The sequence below is a fragment of the Pseudomonas sp. P7779 genome, assembly GCF_013386315.1.
In the GTDB taxonomy this organism is placed as follows: domain Bacteria; phylum Pseudomonadota; class Gammaproteobacteria; order Pseudomonadales; family Pseudomonadaceae; genus Aquipseudomonas.
Window position 1 is genome coordinate 90,783 of sequence record NZ_JACARZ010000063.1, and the last position, 21,872, is coordinate 112,654.

General features: G+C 62.0%; 19 protein-coding genes. 14 read left to right on the top strand and 5 right to left on the bottom strand.

Annotated elements, in window-relative coordinates:
• Window positions 1-436 precede the first annotated feature (436 nt).
• The 12 genes from arnC to HX869_RS18935 all read left to right on the top strand — a co-directional run bounded on the left by arnC (window position 437) and on the right by HX869_RS18935 (window position 13,728).
• Complete coding sequence (gene arnC / locus HX869_RS18880) at window positions 437-1,471, top strand: undecaprenyl-phosphate 4-deoxy-4-formamido-L-arabinose transferase (RefSeq protein ID WP_003217633.1); 1,035 nt, start codon at window positions 437-439, stop codon at window positions 1,469-1,471.
• A complete protein-coding gene (gene arnA, locus HX869_RS18885; protein ID WP_008433433.1) occupies window positions 1,468-3,459 on the top strand; it encodes a bifunctional UDP-4-amino-4-deoxy-L-arabinose formyltransferase/UDP-glucuronic acid oxidase ArnA in 1,992 nt (663 codons plus the stop codon). The genes arnC and arnA overlap by 4 nt, the downstream gene beginning before the upstream one ends.
• Entirely contained in the window at window positions 3,459-4,343 is an 885-nt protein-coding gene (gene arnD / locus HX869_RS18890) for a 4-deoxy-4-formamido-L-arabinose-phosphoundecaprenol deformylase (RefSeq protein ID WP_023658828.1), read from the top strand. Before arnA ends, arnD begins: the two co-directional genes overlap by 1 nt.
• Window positions 4,340-5,995 carry a lipid IV(A) 4-amino-4-deoxy-L-arabinosyltransferase gene (gene arnT / locus HX869_RS18895; protein ID WP_178903503.1) on the top strand — a complete coding sequence of 552 codons (1,656 nt, stop codon included), beginning with the start codon at window positions 4,340-4,342 and terminating at the stop codon, window positions 5,993-5,995. Before arnD ends, arnT begins: the two co-directional genes overlap by 4 nt.
• Entirely contained in the window at window positions 5,992-6,339 is a 348-nt protein-coding gene (arnE, locus tag HX869_RS18900) for a 4-amino-4-deoxy-L-arabinose-phosphoundecaprenol flippase subunit ArnE (protein ID WP_003217625.1), read from the top strand. Before arnT ends, arnE begins: the two co-directional genes overlap by 4 nt.
• A complete protein-coding gene (gene arnF / locus HX869_RS18905) occupies window positions 6,336-6,749 on the top strand; it encodes a 4-amino-4-deoxy-L-arabinose-phosphoundecaprenol flippase subunit ArnF (protein ID WP_177021107.1) in 414 nt (137 codons plus the stop codon). Before arnE ends, arnF begins: the two co-directional genes overlap by 4 nt.
• Window positions 6,746-8,125 carry a UDP-glucose/GDP-mannose dehydrogenase family protein gene (locus HX869_RS18910; RefSeq protein ID WP_102369058.1) on the top strand — a complete coding sequence of 460 codons (1,380 nt, stop codon included), beginning with the start codon at window positions 6,746-6,748 and terminating at the stop codon, window positions 8,123-8,125. The genes arnF and HX869_RS18910 overlap by 4 nt, the downstream gene beginning before the upstream one ends.
• 3 nt (window positions 8,126-8,128) lie before the next feature.
• Window positions 8,129-9,751: a phospholipid carrier-dependent glycosyltransferase gene (locus HX869_RS18915; protein WP_178903504.1), complete on the top strand. Its 1,623-nt coding sequence runs from the start codon at window positions 8,129-8,131 to the stop codon at window positions 9,749-9,751.
• A gap of 521 nt (window positions 9,752-10,272) precedes the next feature.
• Window positions 10,273-10,452: a type VI secretion system contractile sheath small subunit gene (locus tag HX869_RS18920; protein WP_256344058.1), complete on the top strand. Its 180-nt coding sequence runs from the start codon at window positions 10,273-10,275 to the stop codon at window positions 10,450-10,452.
• 176 nt (window positions 10,453-10,628) lie between these two features.
• Entirely contained in the window at window positions 10,629-11,345 is a 717-nt protein-coding gene (locus tag HX869_RS18925; protein ID WP_102604350.1) for an HPP family protein, read from the top strand.
• Window positions 11,346-11,469: 124 nt separating this feature from the next.
• On the top strand, window positions 11,470-12,573 hold the full coding sequence (locus HX869_RS18930; RefSeq protein WP_178903505.1) for an enoyl-CoA hydratase/isomerase family protein: 1,104 nt from the start codon (window positions 11,470-11,472) through the stop codon (window positions 12,571-12,573).
• A gap of 3 nt (window positions 12,574-12,576) precedes the next feature.
• The gene (locus HX869_RS18935; protein ID WP_177021110.1) at window positions 12,577-13,728 is read left to right on the top strand and encodes an acyl-CoA dehydrogenase family protein; all 1,152 of its coding nucleotides are present in this window, start codon (window positions 12,577-12,579) and stop codon (window positions 13,726-13,728) included.
• 141 nt (window positions 13,729-13,869) lie between these two features.
• On the opposite strand, the gene HX869_RS18940 is transcribed toward HX869_RS18935, so the two are convergent.
• Genes HX869_RS18940 through HX869_RS18960 form a run of 5 tightly spaced genes read right to left on the bottom strand, consistent with a single transcriptional unit; the run spans window position 13,870 to window position 19,424 of the window.
• On the bottom strand, window positions 13,870-14,643 hold the full coding sequence (locus HX869_RS18940) for an enoyl-CoA hydratase (protein WP_178903506.1): 774 nt from the start codon (window positions 14,641-14,643) through the stop codon (window positions 13,870-13,872).
• A 9-nt stretch (window positions 14,644-14,652) separates the two neighbouring features.
• Window positions 14,653-15,780, bottom strand: coding sequence for an acyl-CoA dehydrogenase (locus tag HX869_RS18945; RefSeq protein ID WP_178903507.1), 1,128 nt, complete (start codon window positions 15,778-15,780; stop codon window positions 14,653-14,655).
• Window positions 15,781-15,789: 9 nt separating this feature from the next.
• Entirely contained in the window at window positions 15,790-16,974 is a 1,185-nt protein-coding gene (locus tag HX869_RS18950; RefSeq protein WP_178903508.1) for an acetyl-CoA C-acyltransferase, read from the bottom strand.
• A 10-nt stretch (window positions 16,975-16,984) separates the two neighbouring features.
• Window positions 16,985-17,752 carry an SDR family NAD(P)-dependent oxidoreductase gene (locus HX869_RS18955; protein ID WP_003217603.1) on the bottom strand — a complete coding sequence of 256 codons (768 nt, stop codon included), beginning with the start codon at window positions 17,750-17,752 and terminating at the stop codon, window positions 16,985-16,987.
• 22 nt (window positions 17,753-17,774) lie between these two features.
• The gene (locus HX869_RS18960) at window positions 17,775-19,424 is read right to left on the bottom strand and encodes an AMP-binding protein (RefSeq protein ID WP_178903509.1); all 1,650 of its coding nucleotides are present in this window, start codon (window positions 19,422-19,424) and stop codon (window positions 17,775-17,777) included.
• Between the two features lie 368 nt (window positions 19,425-19,792).
• Between HX869_RS18960 and HX869_RS18965 the strand changes: the two genes are divergently transcribed.
• Entirely contained in the window at window positions 19,793-20,683 is an 891-nt protein-coding gene (locus HX869_RS18965; protein WP_087693011.1) for a bestrophin family protein, read from the top strand.
• A gap of 75 nt (window positions 20,684-20,758) precedes the next feature.
• Entirely contained in the window at window positions 20,759-21,817 is a 1,059-nt protein-coding gene (locus HX869_RS18970) for a lipopolysaccharide assembly protein LapB (protein ID WP_102369052.1), read from the top strand.
• Window positions 21,818-21,872 lie beyond the last annotated feature (55 nt).

Below are 21,872 nucleotides of genomic sequence, written 5' to 3' on the forward strand. Positions count from 1 at the left end.
CGGCACTTGCGCGGCATTGCAGAGAAGATTCTTCAGGAACCAGCCCGCGCGCGGAAAAAGCCTACCGGCCCTTCTCCCCTCATCGGCACGGCGTTGTCCGTACTTCTGCTGTTTACCTGAACCCTAGCTGTCTACCTGCCAAAAAAACGACTTTTTCATCTGCGTTTCATATTCGTTGAACATTTTTGCGCTTAATCTTGGCGGAACGACTTGAGAACGAACCGTACTTTGCAGGTTAACTCGTTGATTCCGCTTTACCTTTGAGCATTTTGGTCTTTACTCACGAAAGCCATGGAAGACCCACTGTGACCTGTCAGGACTGTCGAATGAATGCCACAAATCAACGCTATCTTTGATCGGATGCCCGGCATCCGAGGCTGACGATAACTGCTGTCTTTACGCTCCAAGTTGCTCTAACCCCCGAGGTAATGAATCTTTGAAACCCTATCCAATTCATTGCGTGTCGATCGTTATCCCGGTCTACAACGAACAAGAAAGCCTGCCTGAACTGCTGCGCCGCACCATGGCCGCCTGCAAACAACTGGCTTACGAATACGAAATCATCCTGGTGGACGACGGCAGCCGCGACAACTCCGCGCAATTGCTGGAAGACGCCGCCGCGCTCGAAGGCAGCAATGTGGTGGCGGTGATCCTCAACCGCAACTACGGCCAGCACGCCGCAATCATGGCCGGCTTCGAGCATTGCCGGGGCGACGTGGTGATCACCCTGGACGCCGACCTGCAAAACCCGCCGGAAGAAATCCCGCGTTTGGTCGAACAGGCCGCCCTGGGCTATGACGTGGTTGCCACCGTGCGCAACAACCGCCAGGACTCGGCCTTCCGCCGCTGGCCGTCGCGCCTGATCAACCTCGCCGTGCAACGCTCCACCGGCGTGGCCATGAGCGACTACGGCTGCATGCTGCGTGCTTATCGCCGCACCATCGTCGACGCCATGCTGGCCTGTCGCGAGCGCAGCACCTTTATCCCGATCCTGGCCAACAGTTTTGCGCGCCACACCACAGAAATCCTGGTGCATCACGCCGAGCGTGAACACGGCGAGTCCAAATACAGCCCGATGCGCCTGATCAGCCTGATGTTCGACCTGCTGACCTGCATGACCACCACGCCATTGCGCCTGTTGAGCATCGTCGGTTTCAGCCTGGCGGCCCTGGGCATGCTCTTCGCCTTTGCACTGATCGTGCTGCGTATCGCTTTCGGCTCCGGCTGGGCTGGCGACGGCATGTTCGTGCTGTTCGCCGTATTGTTCGTGTTCACCGGTGGCCAGTTCATCGGCATGGGCCTCCTGGGTGAATACCTGGGCCGCATGTACAGCGATGTGCGGGCCCGCCCACGGTTCTTTATCGAAAAAGTGCTGCGCAACCAACCGGCAGCACCGGCCGAGACCTTTACGGTCGACGGCCTGACGTCCTCCCACACCTCTACTTCTCCTTCCGATCAGGTTTCGTCATGAATTCAAACGCTGTTGTCTTCGCTTACCACGATATTGGCTGTGCTGGCATTGAAGCCCTGCTCAATGCGGGTTACGAAATTGCTGCCGTGTTCACCCATGCCGATGATCCCAAGGAAAACAATTTCTACGGTTCCGTCGCCCAGCTGTGCGCCCGCAATGGCATCCCGGTACACGCCCCGGAAGACGCCAACCACCCGCTGTGGATCGAGCGCATCGCCAAGCTGAACCCGGACTACATCTTCTCGTTCTACTACCGCAACCTGCTGAGCGAAGCCCTGCTGGCCACCGCCAAGAAAGGCGCGTTCAACCTGCACGGCTCCCTGCTGCCTAAGTACCGTGGCCGCGCACCGGCCAACTGGGTGCTGGTGAACGGCGAAACCGAAACCGGCGTGACCCTGCACCGCATGGTCAAGCGTGCCGATGCCGGCGCGATCCTGGCCCAGCAGAAAGTCGTGATCGAGCGCACCGACACCGGCCTGACCCTGCACGCCAAACTGCGTGACGCCGCCACCAACCTGCTGCGCGATGCCCTGCCGCAACTGGCGCAAGGCAAGCTGACCGAAACCGCCCAGGACGAAAGCAAGGCCACCTACTTCGGTCGTCGCACCGCCGCTGACGGCAAGCTGGATTGGAAAAAACCGGCTGAAGAGCTGTTCAACCTGGTTCGCGCCGTTACCCAACCATACCCGGGTGCCTTCTGCGCCGTGGGCGAGCACAAGCTGATCGTCTGGAACGCCGAAGTCGTCAAGGGCAACGAAGGCCTGGCGCCAGGCCGCGTGATCAGCGTCAACCCGCTGCGCATCGCCTGCGGTGAAGACTCCCTGGTGGTCAAGTTCGGCCAGCGCAACGAGAACGGCCTGTACCTGGCCGGCCCGTCCCTGGCTGATGAACTGGGCCTGGTGGACGGTTCCGTGCTGCGTGGCGCCGAGTCCGGCCGCAAGCCCCGTCGTACCCGCGTGCTGATCCTGGGCGTGAACGGTTTCATCGGTAACCACCTGTCCGAGCGCCTGCTGCGTGACGACCGTTACGAAATCTACGGCCTGGACATCGGCTCCGACGCCATCGAGCGCCTGCGCAGCCACCCGAATTTCCACTATGTGGAAGGCGACATCAGCATCCACTCCGAGTGGATCGAGTACCACATCAAGAAGTGCGACGTGGTCCTGCCGCTGGTGGCCATCGCCACCCCGATCGAATACACCCGCAACCCGCTGCGCGTATTTGAACTGGACTTCGAAGAGAACCTGAAACTGGTTCGCTACTGCGTGAAGTACAACAAGCGCGTGATCTTCCCGTCGACCTCCGAAGTGTATGGCATGTGCCAGGACCAGTACTTCGACGAAGACACCTCCAACCTGGTGGTGGGCCCGGTCAACAAGCAGCGCTGGATCTACTCGGTCTCCAAGCAACTGCTGGACCGCGTGATCTGGGCCTACGGCGACAAAGGCCTGAAGTTCACCCTGTTCCGTCCATTCAACTGGATGGGCCCGCGCCTCGACCGCCTGGACTCGGCCCGTATCGGCAGCTCCCGCGCCATCACCCAGCTGATCCTGAACCTGGTGGAAGGCACGCCGATCCGTCTGTTCGACGGTGGCGAGCAGAAGCGTTGCTTCACTGACATCGCCGACGGCATCGAAGCCCTGGCGCGCATCATTGATAACGACAACGATAACTGCAACGGCCAGATCATCAACATCGGCAACCCGGAAAACGAAGCCAGCATCCGTCAGCTGGGCGAAGAACTGCTGCGTCAGTTCGAAGCTCACCCGCTGCGCAGCAACTTCCCTCCGTTCGCCGGTTTCCGCGACGTGGAAAGCAAGGCGTTCTACGGCACCGGTTACCAGGACGTGGCGCACCGCAAGCCAAGCATCGACAACGCCAAGCGCCTGCTGAACTGGGAGCCTACCGTGGAGATGAGCGAAACCATCGGCAACACCCTGGATTTCTTCCTGCGTGAAGCCATGCTCGAAATCGCGGACAAGCGTTGATGCAAGCGGGTCTACGCATCGACGTCGACACCTACCGAGGCACCCGCGAAGGGGTGCCAAGGTTGTTGGAGTCGCTTGATGAAGCCGGGGTCAAGGCGACCTTCTTCTTCAGCGTCGGGCCGGACAACATGGGGCGCCACTTGTGGCGCCTGATCCGCCCGCAGTTCCTGTGGAAGATGCTGCGCTCCAACGCGGCCGGTTTGTACGGCTGGGACATTTTGCTGGCCGGCACCGCGTGGCCGGGCAAACCCATCGGTCGCGACCTGGGGCACCTGATGCGCCAGGCCAAGGCCGCCGGGCATGAAGTCGGGCTGCACGCCTGGGATCATCACGGCTGGCAAGCCAACACCGGGCGCTGGAGCGATGCACAGCTGATCGAGCAGATTCGCCGTGGCGTCGACACCTTGAGCGACATCCTCGGTGAACCCATCGACTGCTCAGCCGCCGCCGGCTGGCGTGCCGATGAGCGCGTGGTGCAAGCCAAGCAACAGTTCAATTTCCGTTACAACAGCGATTGCCGTGGTACCAGCCTGTTCCGGCCGACCCTGGCGGATGGCAGTGCCGGCACACCACAAATTCCGGTGGACATGCCGACCTTCGACGAAGTCGTGGGCCCGGTGGTGGCCGCCAAGGATTTCAATAGCTACATCCTCGACCGCTTCAAGCCGTCGAAGCTCAACGTCTATACGATCCACGCAGAAGTAGAAGGGATTCTGATGGCCAATGATTTTCGCCAGTTGCTCGCCCAGGCAGGGCAGCGCGGCATCGCGTTCAAACCGTTGGGCGACCTGTTGCCCGCCGACCTCACCACCCTGCCCCAGCAACAGCTGGTGCGTGGTGCGTTGAGCGGCCGTGAAGGCTGGCTCGGAGTGCAAAAGGCATGATCCGGCGCTGGGCCCTGCCCCTGCTCCTGCTGGCCTTCGGGGTGTTCTACCTGATCCCGTTGGCCACCCACGGCCTGTGGATTCCCGACGAAACCCGCTATGCGCAGATCAGCCAGGAAATGCTGCTGACCGGCAAATGGGCCTCGCCACACTTCATGGGGATTCGCTACTTCGAGAAACCGGCGGCCGGGTACTGGATGATCGCGCTGGGCCAGGCGATTTTCGGGCAGAACCTGTTCGGCGTGCGTTTTGCCTCGGCCTTGAGCACCGGCTTGAGCATCCTGCTGGTGTATTTCGTGGCCCGGCGTTTGTGGAACAACCCGCGCAAGAGCCTGGTCAGCGCCGTGCTGTACATGAGTTTTGTCAGCGTCGCGTTCCTGGCGGGCTATGCGAACCTCGACCCGCAGTTCACCTTCTGGGTCAACCTGACCGGGGCGGCGCTGTGGTTCTGCTTCGACAGCACCACCACCCGCGGCCGCCTGTGGTCGTGGGCCTTGCTCGGGTTCGCCTGCGGCATGGGGTTCATGACCAAGGGTTTCCTTGCCTGGTTGCTGCCGGTGCTGATCGCCCTGCCCTACGTGCTCTGGCAAAAACGCATTCGTGAACTGCTCACCTATGGCCTGGTGGCCGTGGTGGTGGCGATTGTCGTGAGCCTGCCCTGGGCGCTGATGGTGCATGCCCAGGAACCGGACTACTGGAATTTCTTCTTCTGGCACGAGCACATCCAGCGCTTTGCCGGCGACGACGCCCAGCACTCCGAGCCCTTCTGGTATTACCTGCCGCTGATGGTTGCGTTCACCCTGCCGTGGATGGCGTTGCTGCCGTCCACCGTGAAGCAGGCATGGCTGGAAAAACGCAACAGCAAGGTCGCCTTCCTGCTGCTGTGGCTGCTGATGCCGCTGGCGTTCTTCAGCCTGGCCAAGGGCAAGCTGCCGTCGTACATCATGCCGTGCCTGCTGCCACTGGCGCTGCTGATGGGGCATACCCTCGCCGACAAACTGGCCCAGGCCCGTGGCCGCGTACTGCGCATCAACGGCTGGGTGAATCTGGTCATTGGCATATTGGCGTTGCTGGCCCTGACCTGGTTCCAGCTGAAAAAACCGGTGTACGAGCACGGCCAGGAAACACTCAGCCTGGTGCTGGTGTTCGTCTTCCTGTTCGGCTGGATCATCGCCAACCTGCTGCAAGCCGCCCGCCCGTTGCACATGTGGGCCGCACCGGTGATGGGCAGCTGGTTGCTGGTGGCGCTGGTGCCGGCCGCGTTGCCGCACTCGGTGGTTTATAACAAGACCCCCGACCAGTTCATCATCGACCACCTCCAGGAGCTGCAGCCGACCACTGCGTTGCTGAGCAACGACCTCGGCGCCGCATCGGCCTTGTCATGGCGCCTGCAGCGTCCTGAAGTGATGCTCTACAACACCGTTGGCGAAGTGAAATACGGCATCGCCTTCCCGGACACCGCTTACCGCAAGATCGATGCCGCCAGCGTCCAGCAATGGATGAGCGAGGCGCGCAAGCAAGGCTCGGTGGGCGTGGTGATGCGGGTCAAGGGTGACGACGAACGCCAGGAAGTGGACCTGCTGCCCAAAGACGGCAAGCGTTACGAGCAGGGCAATATCGTGATTCTGATCTTCCCGCAGAGCGCGCCATGACCACTCTGTTGCTGTTGTTAGGTGCCTGCCTGCTGACCTGCATGGGCCAGGTGTCCCAGAAGTTTGCCGTGGAAGGCTGGCGTGACCAGCCCGACGGTTGGGCCCTGAAGCTGCGCTCGCCGTGGCTGTGGTCGGCGCTGGTGTGCCTGGGCCTGGGTTTGCTGGTGTGGCTGCTGGTGCTGCAACGTTTGGAAGTCGGCATCGCCTACCCGATGCTGAGCCTCAACTTTGTATTGGTCACCCTGGTGGCGCGCTTTGTGTTCCACGAACACATCGATGGTCGCCACTGGTTCGGCGTGCTGCTGGTGATTGCCGGTGTGGTGCTGCTGGGGCGTCAGGTATGAGTCGCGCTCGCGGTTTTGCCCTGGCCCTGGGCAGCGTGGCACTGGTCAGCGGTGCCCAGTTGGGCATGCGCTGGAGCATGACGCGCCTGCCATTGCCCACCGAATGGCTGACAGCACTCAACACGGGTGCCATCGACCTCGGCGCACTGGGCGTGGTGATCCTGGCGATCATCGCCTATGCCCTGTCGATGCTCTGCTGGCTTGGCGCGCTCAAAGACCTGCCGCTGGGCCGTGCCTACTCGCTGCTCAGCATCAGCTACGCATTGGTCTACCTGCTGGCCGCCAGCCTGCCGGTGTTCAACGAACATTTTTCGCTTTCAAAAACTGCGGGAGTGGCCTTGGTCATTCTCGGAGTCCTGACTATCAACTCTCGTCGTGCTAGCACCACAAGTCCCAGGAATGCCCCATGAAAATCAGTGTATTTGGTAGTGGTTACGTCGGTCTGGTGCAGGCCACCGTATTGGCCGAAGTCGGTCACGATGTCATCTGCATGGACGTTGACGAGAACAAGGTCAAGCTGCTGCAACAGGGCCACGTGAGCATCTTCGAGCCGGGGCTGGCGGCCATGGTCAAGGAAAACCTCGAAGGCGGACGCCTGACGTTTACCTATGATGAAAAACTCGCCGTCGAACATGGCGAAGTGCTGTTCATCGCCGTGGGCACCCCCTCCGATGAAGACGGTTCGGCCGACCTGAAATACGTGCTGTCCGTGGGCGATGCAGTGGCTCGCCACCGTATCGACCCGGTGATCCTCGTGGAAAAATCCACCGTACCCGTAGGCACCGGCGACACCTTGCGTGCGCACATGGAAAAAGCCCTGCGCATTGCCGGCCGCCACCTGGAGTTCGATATCGTCTCCAACCCGGAATTCCTCAAGGAAGGCTCGGCCGTTGCCGACTGCCGCCGCCCGGACCGGATCGTCATCGGCTGCGAACGTGAAGAAGTGCGCGAGGTGATGCGTGAGTTGTATGCACCGTTCAACCGCAACCACGACCGCATCATCTTCATGGACCTGCGCAGCGCCGAACTGACCAAGTACGCCGCCAACTGCATGCTGGCCACCAAGATCAGCTTTATCAACCAGATCGCCGAACTGGCCGAACACCTGGGCGCCGACATCGAAGCCGTGCGCCTGGGCATTGGTGCCGACTCGCGTATCGGCTACCACTTCATCTACCCAGGCTGCGGTTATGGCGGCTCGTGTTTCCCCAAGGACATGCGCGCCCTGATCCACAGCGCCAAGGCCGCCAACTGCTCCAGCGACCTGCTGGAAGCCGTGGAAGCCATCAACCAGCGCCAGAAGAGCAAGCTGTTCGAACGCGCCAATGCATTCTTCAAGGGCGACCTGCGCGGCAAGACCTTCGCCTTGTGGGGCCTGGCGTTCAAGCCCAACACCGACGACATGCGCGATGCGCCAAGCCGGGTGCTGATGGAAGCCTTGTGGGCCGCCGGCGCCAATGTACGTGCGTTTGACCCGGAAGCCATGCAGGAAACCCAGCGCATCTACGGTGATGACCCGCGCCTGATGCTGATGGGCACCCCGGAATCCACCCTGAGTGGCTCTGACGCCTTGATCATCTGCACAGAATGGCAACAGTTCAAGGCACCGGACTTCGACCTGATCCAGCAACGCCTGAAAACCCCGGTGATCTTCGACGGCCGCAACCTGTACGACGGCGAACGCCTGGCACGCAAAGGCATCCAGTACTTCCCGATGGGCCGCGGCGATTCCTGCAACTTGCCGATCCCCCAGCAAAACTGGGCGCCTCAGGCCGAGGAAGCCTGAGACGTGGACAAAGCTCATCGGCCCCTGCTCAGCCCGACGATCCGCCGACACTCATGGATCCTGGGGCTCCTGGCACTGGTCCTGTTTATCGCAGGCAACTGGAACCAGGCAATCATCGGCTTTGACTCGCGCTTCGTGCTGTTCGCCCAGGAGATGCTGCGCCACGGGCCGGGGTTCTTCCCGACCACGTACGGGCAACCTTATGCCGATTACCTGGCCACCTCGACGCTGCTGACCTGGCTGCTGTCGGTGCCCCTGGGGCAGGTCACCAGCCTGACGGCCTGGCTGCCCACGGCCATCGCTTCGGCACTGATCGTGGTGCTGCTCTACCGGCTGACCGCGCCCTACTCCCGGCGCTGGGCACTGCTGAGCATCGCGGTGATGCTGCTCAGCAGTACCTTCATCAGCGAAACCCGCGCGGTGTCCCTCGACCAGATGCTGGCGGCAGTGGCCCTGACAGTCTTCTACCTGGGTTACGCCCACGACCACTTCGGCGCCGGCAAGCGCCTGCACTGGCTGTTTGCGCTGCTGATCGTGGGGTTCGCGATCCGTGGGCCGATCGGCCTGGTGATCCCCACCGGCATGCTGTGCAGCTATTACCTGATCAACCGGCAATGGCGCCAGCTCTTCAGTTTCGGCCTGCTGGCGTTGGCGTTACTGGCGGCGTGCGTGGGCCTGCTGCTGCTGCTGGCCAAGCTCAGTGGCGGTGAAACGTTCATGCAGGACGTGATCCGCATGCAGTTCCTGGGTCGCATGGACGGCACCGAAGGCTCCGGCAGCGCGCTGTATTACTTCAGCAGTTCGCTGGGCAACTATGCGCCGGCGTATCCGTTGGCAATACTCGCGCTGATTGCGATAGTCGCCAGTGGCCGCGAGGACAAGGGCCCGGCGCTGAAACTGGTGCTGTACTGCCTCGCCGCCGGCTTGATCGTGATGATCGGCTTGTCGGTGCCCCAGGCGAAAAAAGCGCGCTATGTGCTGCCGATGCTGCCCCTGGCAGCAATCATCGCCGCGTATCCATTCCAGGTGTCGCGAGGCAGACTGTTCGCCGGGCTGCGCTGGCTGATGCTGGGGTTGTGGACGGTCATTCCGGGGCTGCTGATCGCAGGCTTGTTCGTGGCGCGTCACCGCTTCCCCGAGCAGATTGGCAGCCTCAATCCGGTGTTCGGGATCCTGATCGCGATCCAGGTGCTGGCACTGGGCTTGCTGTTCAACCAGCGCTTTCGCTACGTGGGCCCGGCCTTCGCCGCGGTATTGGCGGTGTGGCTGGCGTATATCGTGATGGTCGAGCCGCTGGAGCGCCGGTTGTATGACACGCGCACCTTTACCCTCCAGGCCCATGCGCTGACCCAGCTACAACCGGCGCCGCTGGTATTGCACGCACTGGGCAAGGACGCAAAAGCCATCAAGTTCATGGTCAACCTCGATTGCGACCGGGTGCCGTTGTTTACCCAGTTGCCTGCCGACCTGGCGCCGATCCAGGCTCCTGCATGGCTGATCATGAGCCAGTCGGACTATGAAGCGTTGAGTGACCCGCGTTTTCGTTCACTGCAGCCGGTACTGACCGGCCAGTTCGACAAGAACCCTTACGTACTGCTGCATTTGATCAAACCCGCACAACCTTGATACAGGGCGCGGGATAAGCGGAACCAACCGCTTATCCCGCGCCAGTACATTCAGTAGTTATAAATCCAAGTGTATGTAAGAAACTTCTTTGCCCATTCAACTTCGAAACTTTTAGCGTAGCAACTATCGAGAAACATCCTACGCATCTATACGCTGCTACCGATAAGACGCCCTCTTCCCGCCCCTAGCCCTCGACTGTAGACTCGCCTGCCAAGCGAGTTAATTATTTAATACCTTTTAACTATTTTCAGAAGTTCCAAAGGTGCGGTGTAAGGCATTCCTGTTACTTTCGAAAGAAACTCGACGAACGTAGCAGCAAGCCATCAATCAAGACATGCCCCGCTTAAACGAACAGTCGAAATAACAATAAAGACCTTTTAAACAGCATTCAGCGCTGCCGTTTATTTCATTTAGAGGAATGTTTTGTGTCCGACCGTCGATTGCCCGACCCCTCAACCTCTGACGCTGTCGCGCCTTTGTCCCGCGACAGAGTCAATGCGGGTTACATCCCGCTGCCAAAACTGGATCGGCTGATGGAACTGCGTGATGCACTGGTGGTGCTCAAGGGGCCATTGGCCAACAATCCATCGCTGCGGGAAAATGTACAAAACCTGCTGATCAACGAGGAAACCGATGACCGTGTGCTGGGCAAGATCAGCAACCCCATGCCACCGCCAACCCGCCTGATACCGTTTGGCTGACACGTTTTACTGCAAAAATACTGCACTTGACCTGCATTAATATGCATTGGCAGCAGTCTTCATCGATTGGCACACTGCGCAGGTTCCTCCCCCAAATGCAGGAACTTCTTTAAAGGGCTTTTCCGGGAAACCAGGCAAGCCTTTTTTTTCGCCCGCTTTTCACGGATCGTCTGTCAATGCTCGCTCGCTGGTTACCCGCTGCCATCAATACCCGCCCTGCCGAATGGAGTCGTGCCGCCATCGGCATGGCCCTGGGCACACTGTTCAGCGTCTGGGTATGCGCCCAGGTGTTCGGCACCGAGGTGGCCCTGCACCTGATAGGCCCGCTGGGAGCCTCGGCGGTGCTGCTGTTTGCCGTATCCTCCGGCGCGCTGGCCCAGCCCTGGTCGATCATCGGCAGCTACCTGTGTGCCGGGATCGTTGCGCTGCTGGTGGCCCGGGTATTGGGCCGAACGCTGGGCAGCGCATGCCTGGCTGCCGGGATGACCGTGATCCTGATCTGCTGGCTGCGCTGCCTGCATCCACCGGCGGGCGGCCTGGCCATGAGCCTGGTGCTGGCTGACCCCGCCTCGATTGCCATGGGCTGGCACGAACTTGCCGCAGTCATGCTGGGCGCCACGGCCTTGTTGGCCTGCGCGCTGGCCTACAACAACGCCACGCGCACGCGTTACCCCAAGGGCACCCGCGAACCGGCTGCGCCGATCTTTATGCCAATGGCCACCGAAAACCCCGGGATCAGCGCCGAGGACCTCAAGCAGGCCCTCGCCGAGCGCGAGCAGTTCCTGGACGTTACCCCGCAGGAACTGGAAGAGCTGATCCAGGCCAGCGAGCGGTATGCCCGGCGGCGCACCATCGGCGCGGTTTTCCAGCACCAGGGCCAGCCTCCTCCATAAGGCAAAAATGCAAAAACGACCTGCATGATTCCGACTTGTACTGGGCAAATTTGCACTGGTACGATCGCGAGATGGTTCGCCCGCGAACATCTTGATAAAGAACAATAAAAGCAGGGAGTTAGAGATGACTGCTCAGGTTTCATCCGAGGCAAGCAGCGCCGGGATTGTGCAAGACGAGGTCCTGGCGCACGTACGCAACCATATTGGCCACCTGACCCTCAATCGCCCCGCAGGCCTTAACGCCCTCACCCTGGACATGGTCCGCAGCCTCAGCCGGCATTTGCAGGCGTGGGCGGAGGATCCCCAGGTGCATGCCGTGGTGTTGCGCGGTGCCGGTGAAAAAGCCTTCTGCGCCGGCGGCGACATTCGCTCGCTGTACGACAGCTTCAAGAGCGGCGACACCCTCCACGAAGACTTCTTCGTCGAGGAATACGCCCTCGACCTCGCCATTCACAACTATCGCAAACCGGTCCTGGCACTGATGGACGGCTTCGTCCTTGGCGGTGGCATGGGCCTGGTGCAAGGCGCCGACCTGCGGGTGGTCACCGACCGCAGCCGCCTGGCAATGCCCGAGGTGGCCATCGGGTATTTCCCTGACGTGGGCGGCAGCTATTTCCTGCCGCGCATTTCCGGGGAACTGGGGATCTACCTCGGGGTGACCGGCGTGCAGATTCGTGCCGCCGACGCCCTGTATTGCGGCCTGGCGGACTGGTACCTCGACAGCGCCCGGCTCGCCGACCTCGACCAGCGCCTGGACCGCCTGGAATGGCACGATTCTCCCCTCAAGGACCTGCAAGGCCTGCTGGCCAGCCTCGCGGTGCAACAATTGCCCGACGCCCCTCTGGCGGCGCTACGCCCAGCCATCGATCACTTCTTTGCCTTGCCGGACGTGCCGAGCATCGTCGAGCAATTGCAGCAAGTCACCGTCGCCGACAGCCATGACTGGGCATTGACCACCGCCAGCCTGATGCAGACGCGCTCCCCCCTGGCCATGGCCGTGACCCTGCAGATGCTGCGTCGCGGGCGCCACCTGCCGCTGGAGCAGTGCTTTGCCCTGGAACTGCACCTGGACCGCCAATGGTTTGCCCGTGGCGACCTGATCGAAGGCGTCCGCGCCCTGCTGATCGACAAGGACAAAACCCCTCGCTGGAACCCTCCAACCCTGCCGGCGTTGGAGGCTGATCATGTCGAAAGCTTCTTCCGCGACTTCGACAAGAACGGGAACTAAATCATGCAAGATATTGAATTTACAGAAGAACAAGTGATGATCCGCGACATGGCGCGGGACTTTGCCCGTGGCGAAATCGCCCCCCACGCCCAGGCTTGGGAAAAGGCCGGCTGGATCGACGATGCCCTGGTCGCCAAGATGGGCGAGTTGGGTTTGCTGGGCATGGTGGTGCCTGAAGAATGGGGCGGCACCTACGTCGACTACGTGGCCTACGCCCTGGCAGTGGAAGAGATTTCCGCTGGCGACGGCGCTACCGGCGCACTGATGAGTATCCATAATTCAGTGGGTTGCGGGCCAATCCTAAACTACGGCTCACAAGCACAAAAGGAAACCTGGTTGGCGGAACTGGCCAGCGGCCAGGCCATCGGTTGCTTCTGCCTTACCGAACCCCAGGCCGGCTCCGAAGCGCACAACCTGCGCACCCGCGCCGAACTGCGGGACGGCCAGTGGGTGATCAACGGCGCCAAGCAGTTTGTCAGCAACGGCAAGCGCGCCAAGCTGGCGATCGTGTTTGCAGTGACCGACCCGGAGCTGGGCAAGAAAGGCATCTCGGCGTTCCTGGTGCCGACCAACACCCCGGGCTTCGTGGTGGACCGTACCGAACACAAGATGGGCATTCGTGCCTCGGACACCTGTGCCGTCACCCTCAACCAGTGCACCGTGCCGGAAGCCAACCTGCTGGGTGAACGCGGCAAGGGCCTGGCCATCGCCCTGTCCAACCTCGAAGGCGGACGCATCGGGATTGCCGCCCAGGCGCTGGGTATTGCGCGTGCCGCCTTTGAGGCCGCGCTGGCCTATGCCCGTGACCGGGTGCAGTTCGACAAGGCGATCATCGAGCACCAGAGCGTGGCCAACTTGCTGGCCGACATGCAAACCCGCCTGAATGCGGCGCGCCTGCTGATCCTGCATGCCGCCCGATTGCGCAGTGCGGGCAAGCCATGCCTGTCGGAGGCCTCCCAGGCCAAGCTGTTTGCCTCGGAAATGGCCGAGAAGGTGTGCTCTTCAGCCATGCAGATTCATGGGGGTTATGGCTATCTGGAGGACTACCCGGTGGAGCGTTACTACCGGGATGCGCGGATTACCCAGATTTACGAGGGCACCAGCGAGATTCAGCGGATGGTGATTGCCAGAGAATTGAAAAACTACCAGCTGTAACAGGTATTTCGCATAACCCATGTGGGAGCGGGCTTGCTCGCGAAGGCGGTGGATCAGTCGATACATCGGGTGACTGTAATACCGCCTTCGCGAGCAAGCCCGCTCCCACATTTTTTGATCTTCAGCGTTTCAGGACAGTGTTTACTTGTCCTTGAACTCCGGCGCACGCTTGGCCACAAACGCCGCCATGCCTTCCTTCTGATCCAGTGTGGCAAACGCCGCGTGGAACACCCGGCGCTCAAAGCGCACGCCTTCGGACAGGCTCACTTCAAACGCACGGTTCACGCTTTCCTTGACCATCATGCTGATGGGCACCGACTTGCCGGCGATCAGGGTCGCGACCTTCAGTGCTTCGTCCAACAGCTCATCCGCCGGCACGATGCGCGCGACGATCCCGCAGCGCTCGGCTTCCACCGCATCGATAAAGCGCCCGGTCAGGCACATTTCCATGGCCTTGGCCTTGCCCACGGCGCGGGTCAGGCGCTGGGTGCCGCCCATGCCCGGCAGCACGCCGAGGTTGATTTCCGGCTGGCCAAACTTGGCGTTGTCACCCGCCAGGATGAAGTCGCACATCAAGGCCAGTTCACAGCCGCCACCCAGGGCAAACCCGTTGACCGCCGCGATGATCGGCTTGCGGCGGTTGGCCACGCGATCGCTGTCGCTGAACAGGTCGTCGAGGTAGATCTGCGGGTAGGTCAGCTCGGCCATTTCCTTGATGTCGGCACCGGCGGCAAAGGCTTTTTTCGAGCCGGTGAGCACGATGCAGCCGATTTCCGGGTTGACTTCCAGGCTGTCCAGCGCCTGGTTCAGCTCGCTGACCAGTTGCGCGTTCAGGGCGTTCAGCGCTTGCGGGCGATTGAGGGTGATCAGCCCGACCCGGCCCTGCACGTCCAGCAAAATGCTTTCGTAACTCATAGAGACTCCTCAGAGATTGCGTGAAATGACCATGCGTTGAATATCGCTGGTGCCTTCGTAAATCTGGCAGACCCGCACATCGCGGTAGATCCGCTCCAGGGGAAAGTCGCTCAGGTAACCGTAACCGCCGAGGGTTTGCAAGGCTGCCGAGCAGACCTTTTCGGCCATTTCCGAAGCAAACAGCTTGGCCATGGACGCTTCCACCAGCGCCGGCTTGCCGCTGTCACGCAGGGCGGCGGCGTAATGCACCATCTGCCGCGCCACGGCGATTTGCGTCGCCATGTCCGCCAGGCGGAAGGCCACGGCCTGGTGCTCGATGATCGGCTTGCCAAAGCTTTCCCGCTCGCGGGCGTAGTCCCGGGCCGCTTCAAATGCCGCCCGTGCCATGCCTACCGCTTGCGAAGCAATGCCGACACGCCCGCCTTCGAGGTTGGCCAGGGCGATCCGGTAGCCTTCGCCCTCCTCGCCCAAACGATTGGCCACCGGCACCTGCACATCCTCAAACAGGATCTGGCAGGTGTCGGAAGCATGCTGGCCGAGCTTGTCCTCGACCCGCGCGACGCTGTAGCCCGGCGAGTCGGTGGGCACGATAAAGGCGCTGATGCCGCGTTTGCCGGCAGCCGGATCGGTGACTGCAAACACAATCACGATCCCGGCGTTTTGCCCGGAGGTGATGAACTGCTTGCAGCCATTCAAGACGTAGTGATCGCCCTCCAGCCGGGCACGGGTTTTCAGGCCGCTGGCGTCGGAACCGGCCTGGGGCTCGGTCAAGGCAAACGCACCGAGCATCGCACCACTGGCCAGGGGCTTGAGGAACTGCTCGCGCTGTTGATCATTGCCGAACTTGAGGATCGGCACGCAGCCCACGGAGTTGTGCACGCTCATGATGGTCGAGCAGGCGCCGTCACCGGCAGCGATCTCTTCCAGGGACATGGCGTAGGCCAGGTAGCCGGTATCACAGCCGCCCCATTGCTCCGGGACCAGCATGCCGAAAAAGCCCAGCTCGGCCATTTCACCGATGGCTTCCTTGGGAAAGCGATGCTCGCGGTCCCACTCGGCAGCGAACGGTTTAAGGCGTTCCTGGGCAAATTGCCGGGCGGCTTCGCTGATTTGCAGTTGTTCGTCATTCGGCAGCATAGGTGTTCCTTAGTACAGGCATTCAACGGCCATGGCCGTGGCTTCACCGCCGCCGATGCAGATCGCTGCAACGCCGCGCTTGAGGCCTCTCTGGCGCAGGGCCGAAAGCAGGGTCACCAGGATCCGCGCGCCGGACGCGCCAATCGGATGGCCCAGGGCACAGGCACCGCCGTGGATGTTGACCTTGCTGTGGGGAATCTCCAGCTTGCTCATGGTCACCAGGCTGACCACGGCAAAGGCTTCGTTGATTTCAAACAGGTCGACTTCGTCGAGGTTCCAGCCGGTCTTGCTCATCAGCTTGCGGATCGCCCCCACCGGCGCTACCGGGAACAGGCCAGGCTCATCGGCAAACGCCGCGTGGCCATGGATCACCGCCAGAGGCTTGAGCCCGCGCTTGTGCGCTTCGGACTGGCGCATCAGCAGCAGCGCCGCCGCACCGTCGGAAATCGAACTGGAGTTGGCTGCCGTCACCGTGCCGCCCTCCCGGAAGGCCGGCTTCAATGTCGCGATCTTGTCCAGCTTGGCTTTCGGCGGCTGTTCGTCGTGGATGATGGTTTTCTGTTCCTTGCCCACGGTGACCTGCACCGGGACGATTTCGGCGATGAAGTTGCCGTCGGTGATCGCCTGTTGCGCACGGGTCAGGGACGCAATCGCGAACGCGTCCTGGGCCTCGCGGGAAAAGCCGTTGTGCTCGGCGCAGTCCTCGGCAAAGGTGCCCATCAGGCGGCCCTTGTCGTAGGCGTCTTCAAGGCCGTCGAGGAACATGTGGTCGAGCACCCGGCCGTGGCCCATGCGATAGCCGCTGCGGGCGCGGTCCAGCAGGTACGGCGCGTTGGACATGCTCTCCATGCCACCGGCGATGGCCACCTCCACGCTGCCTGCCAGCAACGCGTCATGGGCCAGGATCGTGGCTTCCATGCCCGAGCCGCACATCTTGTTGAGGGTGGTGCAGCGCGTGGACTTGTCCAGGCCAGCACCCAGCGCCGCCTGGCGTGCCGGCGCCTGGCCGAGGCCGGCGGGCAGCACGCAACCGAACAGCACTTCATCCACGGCATCGGAAGCGATACCGGCGCGTTCGACCGCTGCACGAATCGCCGCAGCGCCCAGTTGCGGAGCGGTGAGGCCTTTGAGATCGCCCTGGAACCCGCCCATCGGGGTGCGTACCGCGCTGACAATAACGATTGGATCAGTCATGAAAATCTCCTTATTTGGCTGCCATGCGCAAGGCGCCGTCGAGACGGATCACCTCGCCGTTGAGCATGCTGTTTTCAATGATATGCCGCACCAGCGCGGCGTACTCGCCCGGTTTGCCCAGGCGCGGCGGGAATGGCACGCCGGCGGCGAGGGATTCGCGCACTTGCGGCGTCATGCCCGCCATCATCGGAGTTTCGAAAATACCGGGGGCGATGGTCATCACCCGAATCCCGTAGCGCGCCAGTTCGCGGGCCGCCGGCAGGGTCAGGCTGGCAATCGCGCCCTTGGAAGCGGCATAGGCCGCCTGGCCGATCTGGCCGTCAAACGCTGCCACTGAAGCGGTATTGATGATCACACCGCGCTCGCCATCGGCATTCGCCTCGGTTTCAGCGATAGCCGCTGCAGCCAGGCGCAGCAGGTTGAAACTGCCGATCAGGTTGACGTTGATCACCTGGGCGAAGTTGGCCAGCACGTGCGGGCCATTTTTGCCGAGGATTTTCTCGCCCCGCACCACACCGGCACAGTTGACCAACCCATGCAAACCGCCAAAGGCGGCGACGGTGGCCTGTACCGCCGCTTCGGCAGCGGCTTCCTGGCTGATATCGGCGACCGCGCTGCGGGCCTGCGCGCCGAGCTTTTGCGCCTGGGCGGCCACTGCGTCGGCGTTCAGGTCCACCAGCATCACCTTGGCTCCGGCCGCCACGAGCATCTCGGCGGTTGCCGCGCCGAGGCCTGAAGCGCCACCGCTGACCAGAAAAACCTTGTTCTCAATCTGCATCATTGTTTCCTTGAAGAATGGGTCACGCCGTGGCCGCCTGGGCCTTGGCAATTTCCTGATTACGCAAAATGAAGCGTTGCAGCTTGCCGCTCGGGGTCTTGGGCAGCTCGCTGACAAATTCGATTTCCCGCGGGTACGAGTGAGCGGCCAGGCGCTTGCGCACGTGCTGGCGCAGCTCTTCGGCCAGGGCCGGCTCGGCGCGGTACTGCTCGCTGAGTACCACAAACGCCTTGACGATCTCGGTGCGTTCCGGACATGGCTTACCCACCACGGCGGCCTCCACCACGGCCGGATGCTCGATCAAGGCGCTTTCTACGTCGAACGGACCCACGCGATAGCCGGAGGTGGTAATCACATCGTCGCTGCGCCCGACAAAGCTGATGCTGCCATCGGGGTTCAGCTCCACCGTATCGCCGCTGAGGTAGTACTTGCCGACGAAGGCCTTGGTCTTGACGCCGTCATACCCGGCAAACCAGCACATCGGCGATTGCTCGCGGTCGATGGCGAGGATGCCCGGTTGGCCGGCGGGCAGCTCCTGATGGTTGTCGTCCAGCACCACGATGCGATGGCCCGGCGAGGCAAAGCCTGCGGAGCCGACGTGCACCGGATGCTCCAGGCCATGGTGATTGCACAGCACCATGCCCAGCTCGGTCTGGCCGTAGTGGTCGTGGATGGACACGCCGAGGTTATCGGCGAACCAGCGGATCACTTCCGGGTTCAATGGCTCGCCGGCGCTGCTGACAATACGCAGCTTGCCCTTGATCGACTTGGCGAACTGCTCACCCCCGGCGATCAGCAGGCGGTAGGCGGTGGGCGAACCGGTGAGGTTGGTAATCCCGTATTTGTTGATGACGCGGCACGTGCTTTCGAGGGTGAACGGGCCATCGTAGAAGGTGATCGGGTGGCCCATGGACAAGGGGCCGGTCACGCCGAAATAGATGCCGTAGGCCCAGCCCGGGTCGGCGACGTTCCAGAATGCGTCTTCGGGGCGCAGGTCGACGGCGTCGCGGGTGTAGCTCTGGAACGCAACGATTGCCTTGAGCGGCACGGCCAGGGCTTTCGACGGGCCGGTGGTGCCTGAGGTGAACATCAGCAGGAACGGGTCGTCGGCGCCCAGCAATACGGGTTCGCAGAGGTTGGAATAGTTGGGCAGCTCGGCCCAGAAGCTGAAATCGCCGCGCACGATGCCTTCGCCGTTGGGGCCGGCGACGGTGACGATGGTCGGGCAGTCGGCCACTTCCGTCAGTTTGGGACGGTTTACTGCATCGGTCACCACCAGCGCCGCGCCGGAGCTGTTCAGGCGGTGTTCGATGGCCTTGGGGCCGAAGGCGGTGAACAGCGGCTGATAGACCGCGCCGATGCGCCAGGTGGCGAGGACGACCACCAGCAGCTCGGCGGTGCGTGGCAGGAGGCCTGCCACCTTGTCACCGCGATTGACACCCTGGGCCAGGAGGAAGTTGGCGAAGCGTGCGGCCTGGTCTTGCAGCTGGGTGAAGGTGAACGTGGCGCCGCGGCCGTCCTTGCCCTCCCAGAACAGTGCGATGCGGCCAGGTAATGCGTGGCGGTCGCAGCATTCGACGCAGGCGTTGAGGGCCTGCAGGTTGCCCGACAAGGCAGCGTCGACGGTGTGTTGGTAGTTGAACTGGGTGGTGGCAGCCGAGTAATCACGCATCGCTTCAAATCCCTGTGTGTTTTTTATTTTCAGGATGGGTACGTAGACCGGTGAAATAGTCGCTCTAGAGCGGTGGGTGGGCAATGGTCAAAGCTTTCAACTTGGTTGACTGGTTTGGCCAATGGGGGGGCGCTGTTTGGTGTGTGTGAGTGTTGAAGAGCAAAATNNATGAACGCGGCGCCCTCAGGTTTTTCGCGAGCAAACCCGCTCCCACAGAAAAGCAGATCTGCTTTCGCTCTGGTCACCGAAAAAACGGATATGTACTCAATCCCGATAGAGCCCACCAATCACCCGGTCAGCCCAAGCAATTGGACGCAACGCAAACATGCTTCTAACCTGACAGCCTGCGCCACCCAAGAAGCCCGCCCATGATCGTCCGTCCCAAACCCAACCTGCTCGGCATCCTGTTCTCCCTCAAGGGCTCGATCGCCAAACGCATTGCGCTGCGCAGCCTGCTGGTCACCCTCCTGGCCTCAGTCATCGTGCTGGTAGAAACCCTGCACCCGGCCTACTTTTCCAAGGTCAACGCCACACCCTTCACACTGCTGGGGCTGTCACTGTCCATCTTCATGAGTTTTCGCAACAACGCCTGCTACGACCGCTGGTGGGAAGGCCGCAAACAACTGGGCCAGATGATCATCGAGATCCGCTCACTGATCCGCGAAACCCAGGTCCTCAACCCTGCCGAACGCAAACACGTCCTGCGCAGCCTGTGCGGTTTCGCCCATGGCCTGATCGCCCGCCTGCGCCTGGAAGACGAAAGCCAGGCGATCAAACCGTGGGCCAACCCAGAACCCGGCCACCCGAACCTGCCCGACAGCATCCTGCAAGACCTCGGCGCCCGCTGCTCGAACCTCGCCGAACAGGGCCACATCAGCGACTGGCGCTACACCCAACTGGAAACCCGGCTGTACGGCCTGAGCCAGGTCCAGGCCTCCTGTGAGCGGATCAAACACACCCCGCTGCCCTTCCCCTACACCTTGCTGCTGCACCGCACCATCTACCTGTTCTGTATCCTGCTGCCCTTCGCCATGGCCGAGCCGCTGGGCTGGCTGACCCCGGTGTTCACCGCCATCGTCAGCTACACCTTCTTCGGCCTGGACGAAATCGGCGACGACCTCGAAGACCCGTTCGGCTTCGACGAAAACGACCTGCCCTGCAACGCCATCGTGCGCACCCTGGAGCGCGAGATTCTCGCCGCCCTCGGCGAAACCACGCTGCCGCCGGCCCTTGAGCCGATTGAGTTCGTGCTGACGTGATGCGGGTTTGACACTCGCGATAACCTGACCGAAGCTGATGGCTTTGCACTAGCTGCCCAGCTTTCGGACGCCTGCATGTCAAAGTCACGCCGTTACTCCATCGTCGGCCTGTGCGCCCTGTTGTTTATTGTGCTGATCACCTGGTATTTCACCCGCACCACGCCGGTGGTGGTGCCCCCGGCCATCGCCCATGGTTACGCCAAGGCCTTGAAACAGGCGCACAACGGTGAACCCGGCGCTGCCCGGGTGCTGTATCAACAGTTGGGCCGCCCGGACCTCTCCGATGTGCGCCGCGCCGCCCTGCATGCCGAACTGCCCAACTACCCAAGCCCCCAGGCCCTCAAGCTGGCGGACAAGGACCTGGCCAACGACGCGCCAATGGTGCGCGAGGCGGCGATTCACAGCATTGTCGGCCTGGTGCCCAGCGGCCAGCGCACGCTGTTGCTCGGGCCACTGCTGGATGACCCGGAGCAAAGCGTCAGGTTTGCCGCGGCCAATGCCTTGCTCGGGCTGTCCCCGGATACCCTGGGCCTGTACTTCGGCCCGTTGCAGCAAGTGCTCGACGAATACGTAAAGCTGCTCAAGGGCCAACCCGAAAGCCCCGAAGGCTGGATCCAGCTGGCACGCCTGTACATTCACAGCGCGCTGCTGCCCGACGCACAAAACGCCCTGGAGCAGGCGATGCGCCTGCAACCGGACAACCTGCAAGCCGTGGTCGCGCAAATTGAACTGCTGGACAAGCAGGGCAAGGTCGACGAGTCCCGCCAACTCCTGGCCAAACAGTTGCAGGCCCACCCCGATTCGGCCTACCTGCAACATGCCCTGGGCATGTGGCTGCTGCACCATGGCGAGCGCGCCTTTGCCCTGCTCAGCCTGTCCCGGGCGGTGGAGCTCGAACCGAACAACCAGGATTACCGCTACGACCTGGCCACCACCCTGCACGCCCAGCAGGAACTGGAGGCCGCCCAGCGCCAGCTGGAAGAAATCATCCAGCGCAACCCGGCCAATCGCAAAGCCAGGGTGCTGCTGGTCAATTACTGGAAGGAAACCGGCCAGTTGCAGAATGTGCAGGTGCTGCTGGCACAGCTTGAACAGCAGAATCCGGATGACCCGGCGCTGCAACAGGGCCTGTAAAAGCGGTATTTGATACAAAACGTTGAACCGCCACACGGCGCCAAGGTCAAGTAAA

Bases quoted from the DNA above. Each gene is read 5' to 3' on its own strand.
- arnA (WP_008433433.1), top strand. From the start codon at position 1,468: ATGAATTCAAACGCTGTTGTCTTCGCTTACCACGATATTGGCTGTGCT.
- arnD (WP_023658828.1), top strand. From the start codon at position 3,459: ATGCAAGCGGGTCTACGCATCGACGTCGACACCTACCGAGGCACCCGC.
- arnT (WP_178903503.1), top strand. From the start codon at position 4,340: ATGATCCGGCGCTGGGCCCTGCCCCTGCTCCTGCTGGCCTTCGGGGTG.
- arnE (WP_003217625.1), top strand. From the start codon at position 5,992: ATGACCACTCTGTTGCTGTTGTTAGGTGCCTGCCTGCTGACCTGCATG.
- arnF (WP_177021107.1), top strand. From the start codon at position 6,336: ATGAGTCGCGCTCGCGGTTTTGCCCTGGCCCTGGGCAGCGTGGCACTG.
- HX869_RS18910 (WP_102369058.1), top strand. From the start codon at position 6,746: ATGAAAATCAGTGTATTTGGTAGTGGTTACGTCGGTCTGGTGCAGGCC.
- HX869_RS18925 (WP_102604350.1), top strand. From the start codon at position 10,629: ATGCTCGCTCGCTGGTTACCCGCTGCCATCAATACCCGCCCTGCCGAA.
- HX869_RS18930 (WP_178903505.1), top strand. From the start codon at position 11,470: ATGACTGCTCAGGTTTCATCCGAGGCAAGCAGCGCCGGGATTGTGCAA.
- HX869_RS18935 (WP_177021110.1), top strand. From the start codon at position 12,577: ATGCAAGATATTGAATTTACAGAAGAACAAGTGATGATCCGCGACATG.
- HX869_RS18940 (WP_178903506.1), bottom strand. From the start codon at position 14,643: ATGAGTTACGAAAGCATTTTGCTGGACGTGCAGGGCCGGGTCGGGCTG.
- HX869_RS18945 (WP_178903507.1), bottom strand. From the start codon at position 15,780: ATGCTGCCGAATGACGAACAACTGCAAATCAGCGAAGCCGCCCGGCAA.
- HX869_RS18950 (WP_178903508.1), bottom strand. From the start codon at position 16,974: ATGACTGATCCAATCGTTATTGTCAGCGCGGTACGCACCCCGATGGGC.
- HX869_RS18955 (WP_003217603.1), bottom strand. From the start codon at position 17,752: ATGCAGATTGAGAACAAGGTTTTTCTGGTCAGCGGTGGCGCTTCAGGC.
- HX869_RS18960 (WP_178903509.1), bottom strand. From the start codon at position 19,424: ATGCGTGATTACTCGGCTGCCACCACCCAGTTCAACTACCAACACACC.
- HX869_RS18965 (WP_087693011.1), top strand. From the start codon at position 19,793: ATGATCGTCCGTCCCAAACCCAACCTGCTCGGCATCCTGTTCTCCCTC.
- HX869_RS18970 (WP_102369052.1), top strand. From the start codon at position 20,759: ATGTCAAAGTCACGCCGTTACTCCATCGTCGGCCTGTGCGCCCTGTTG.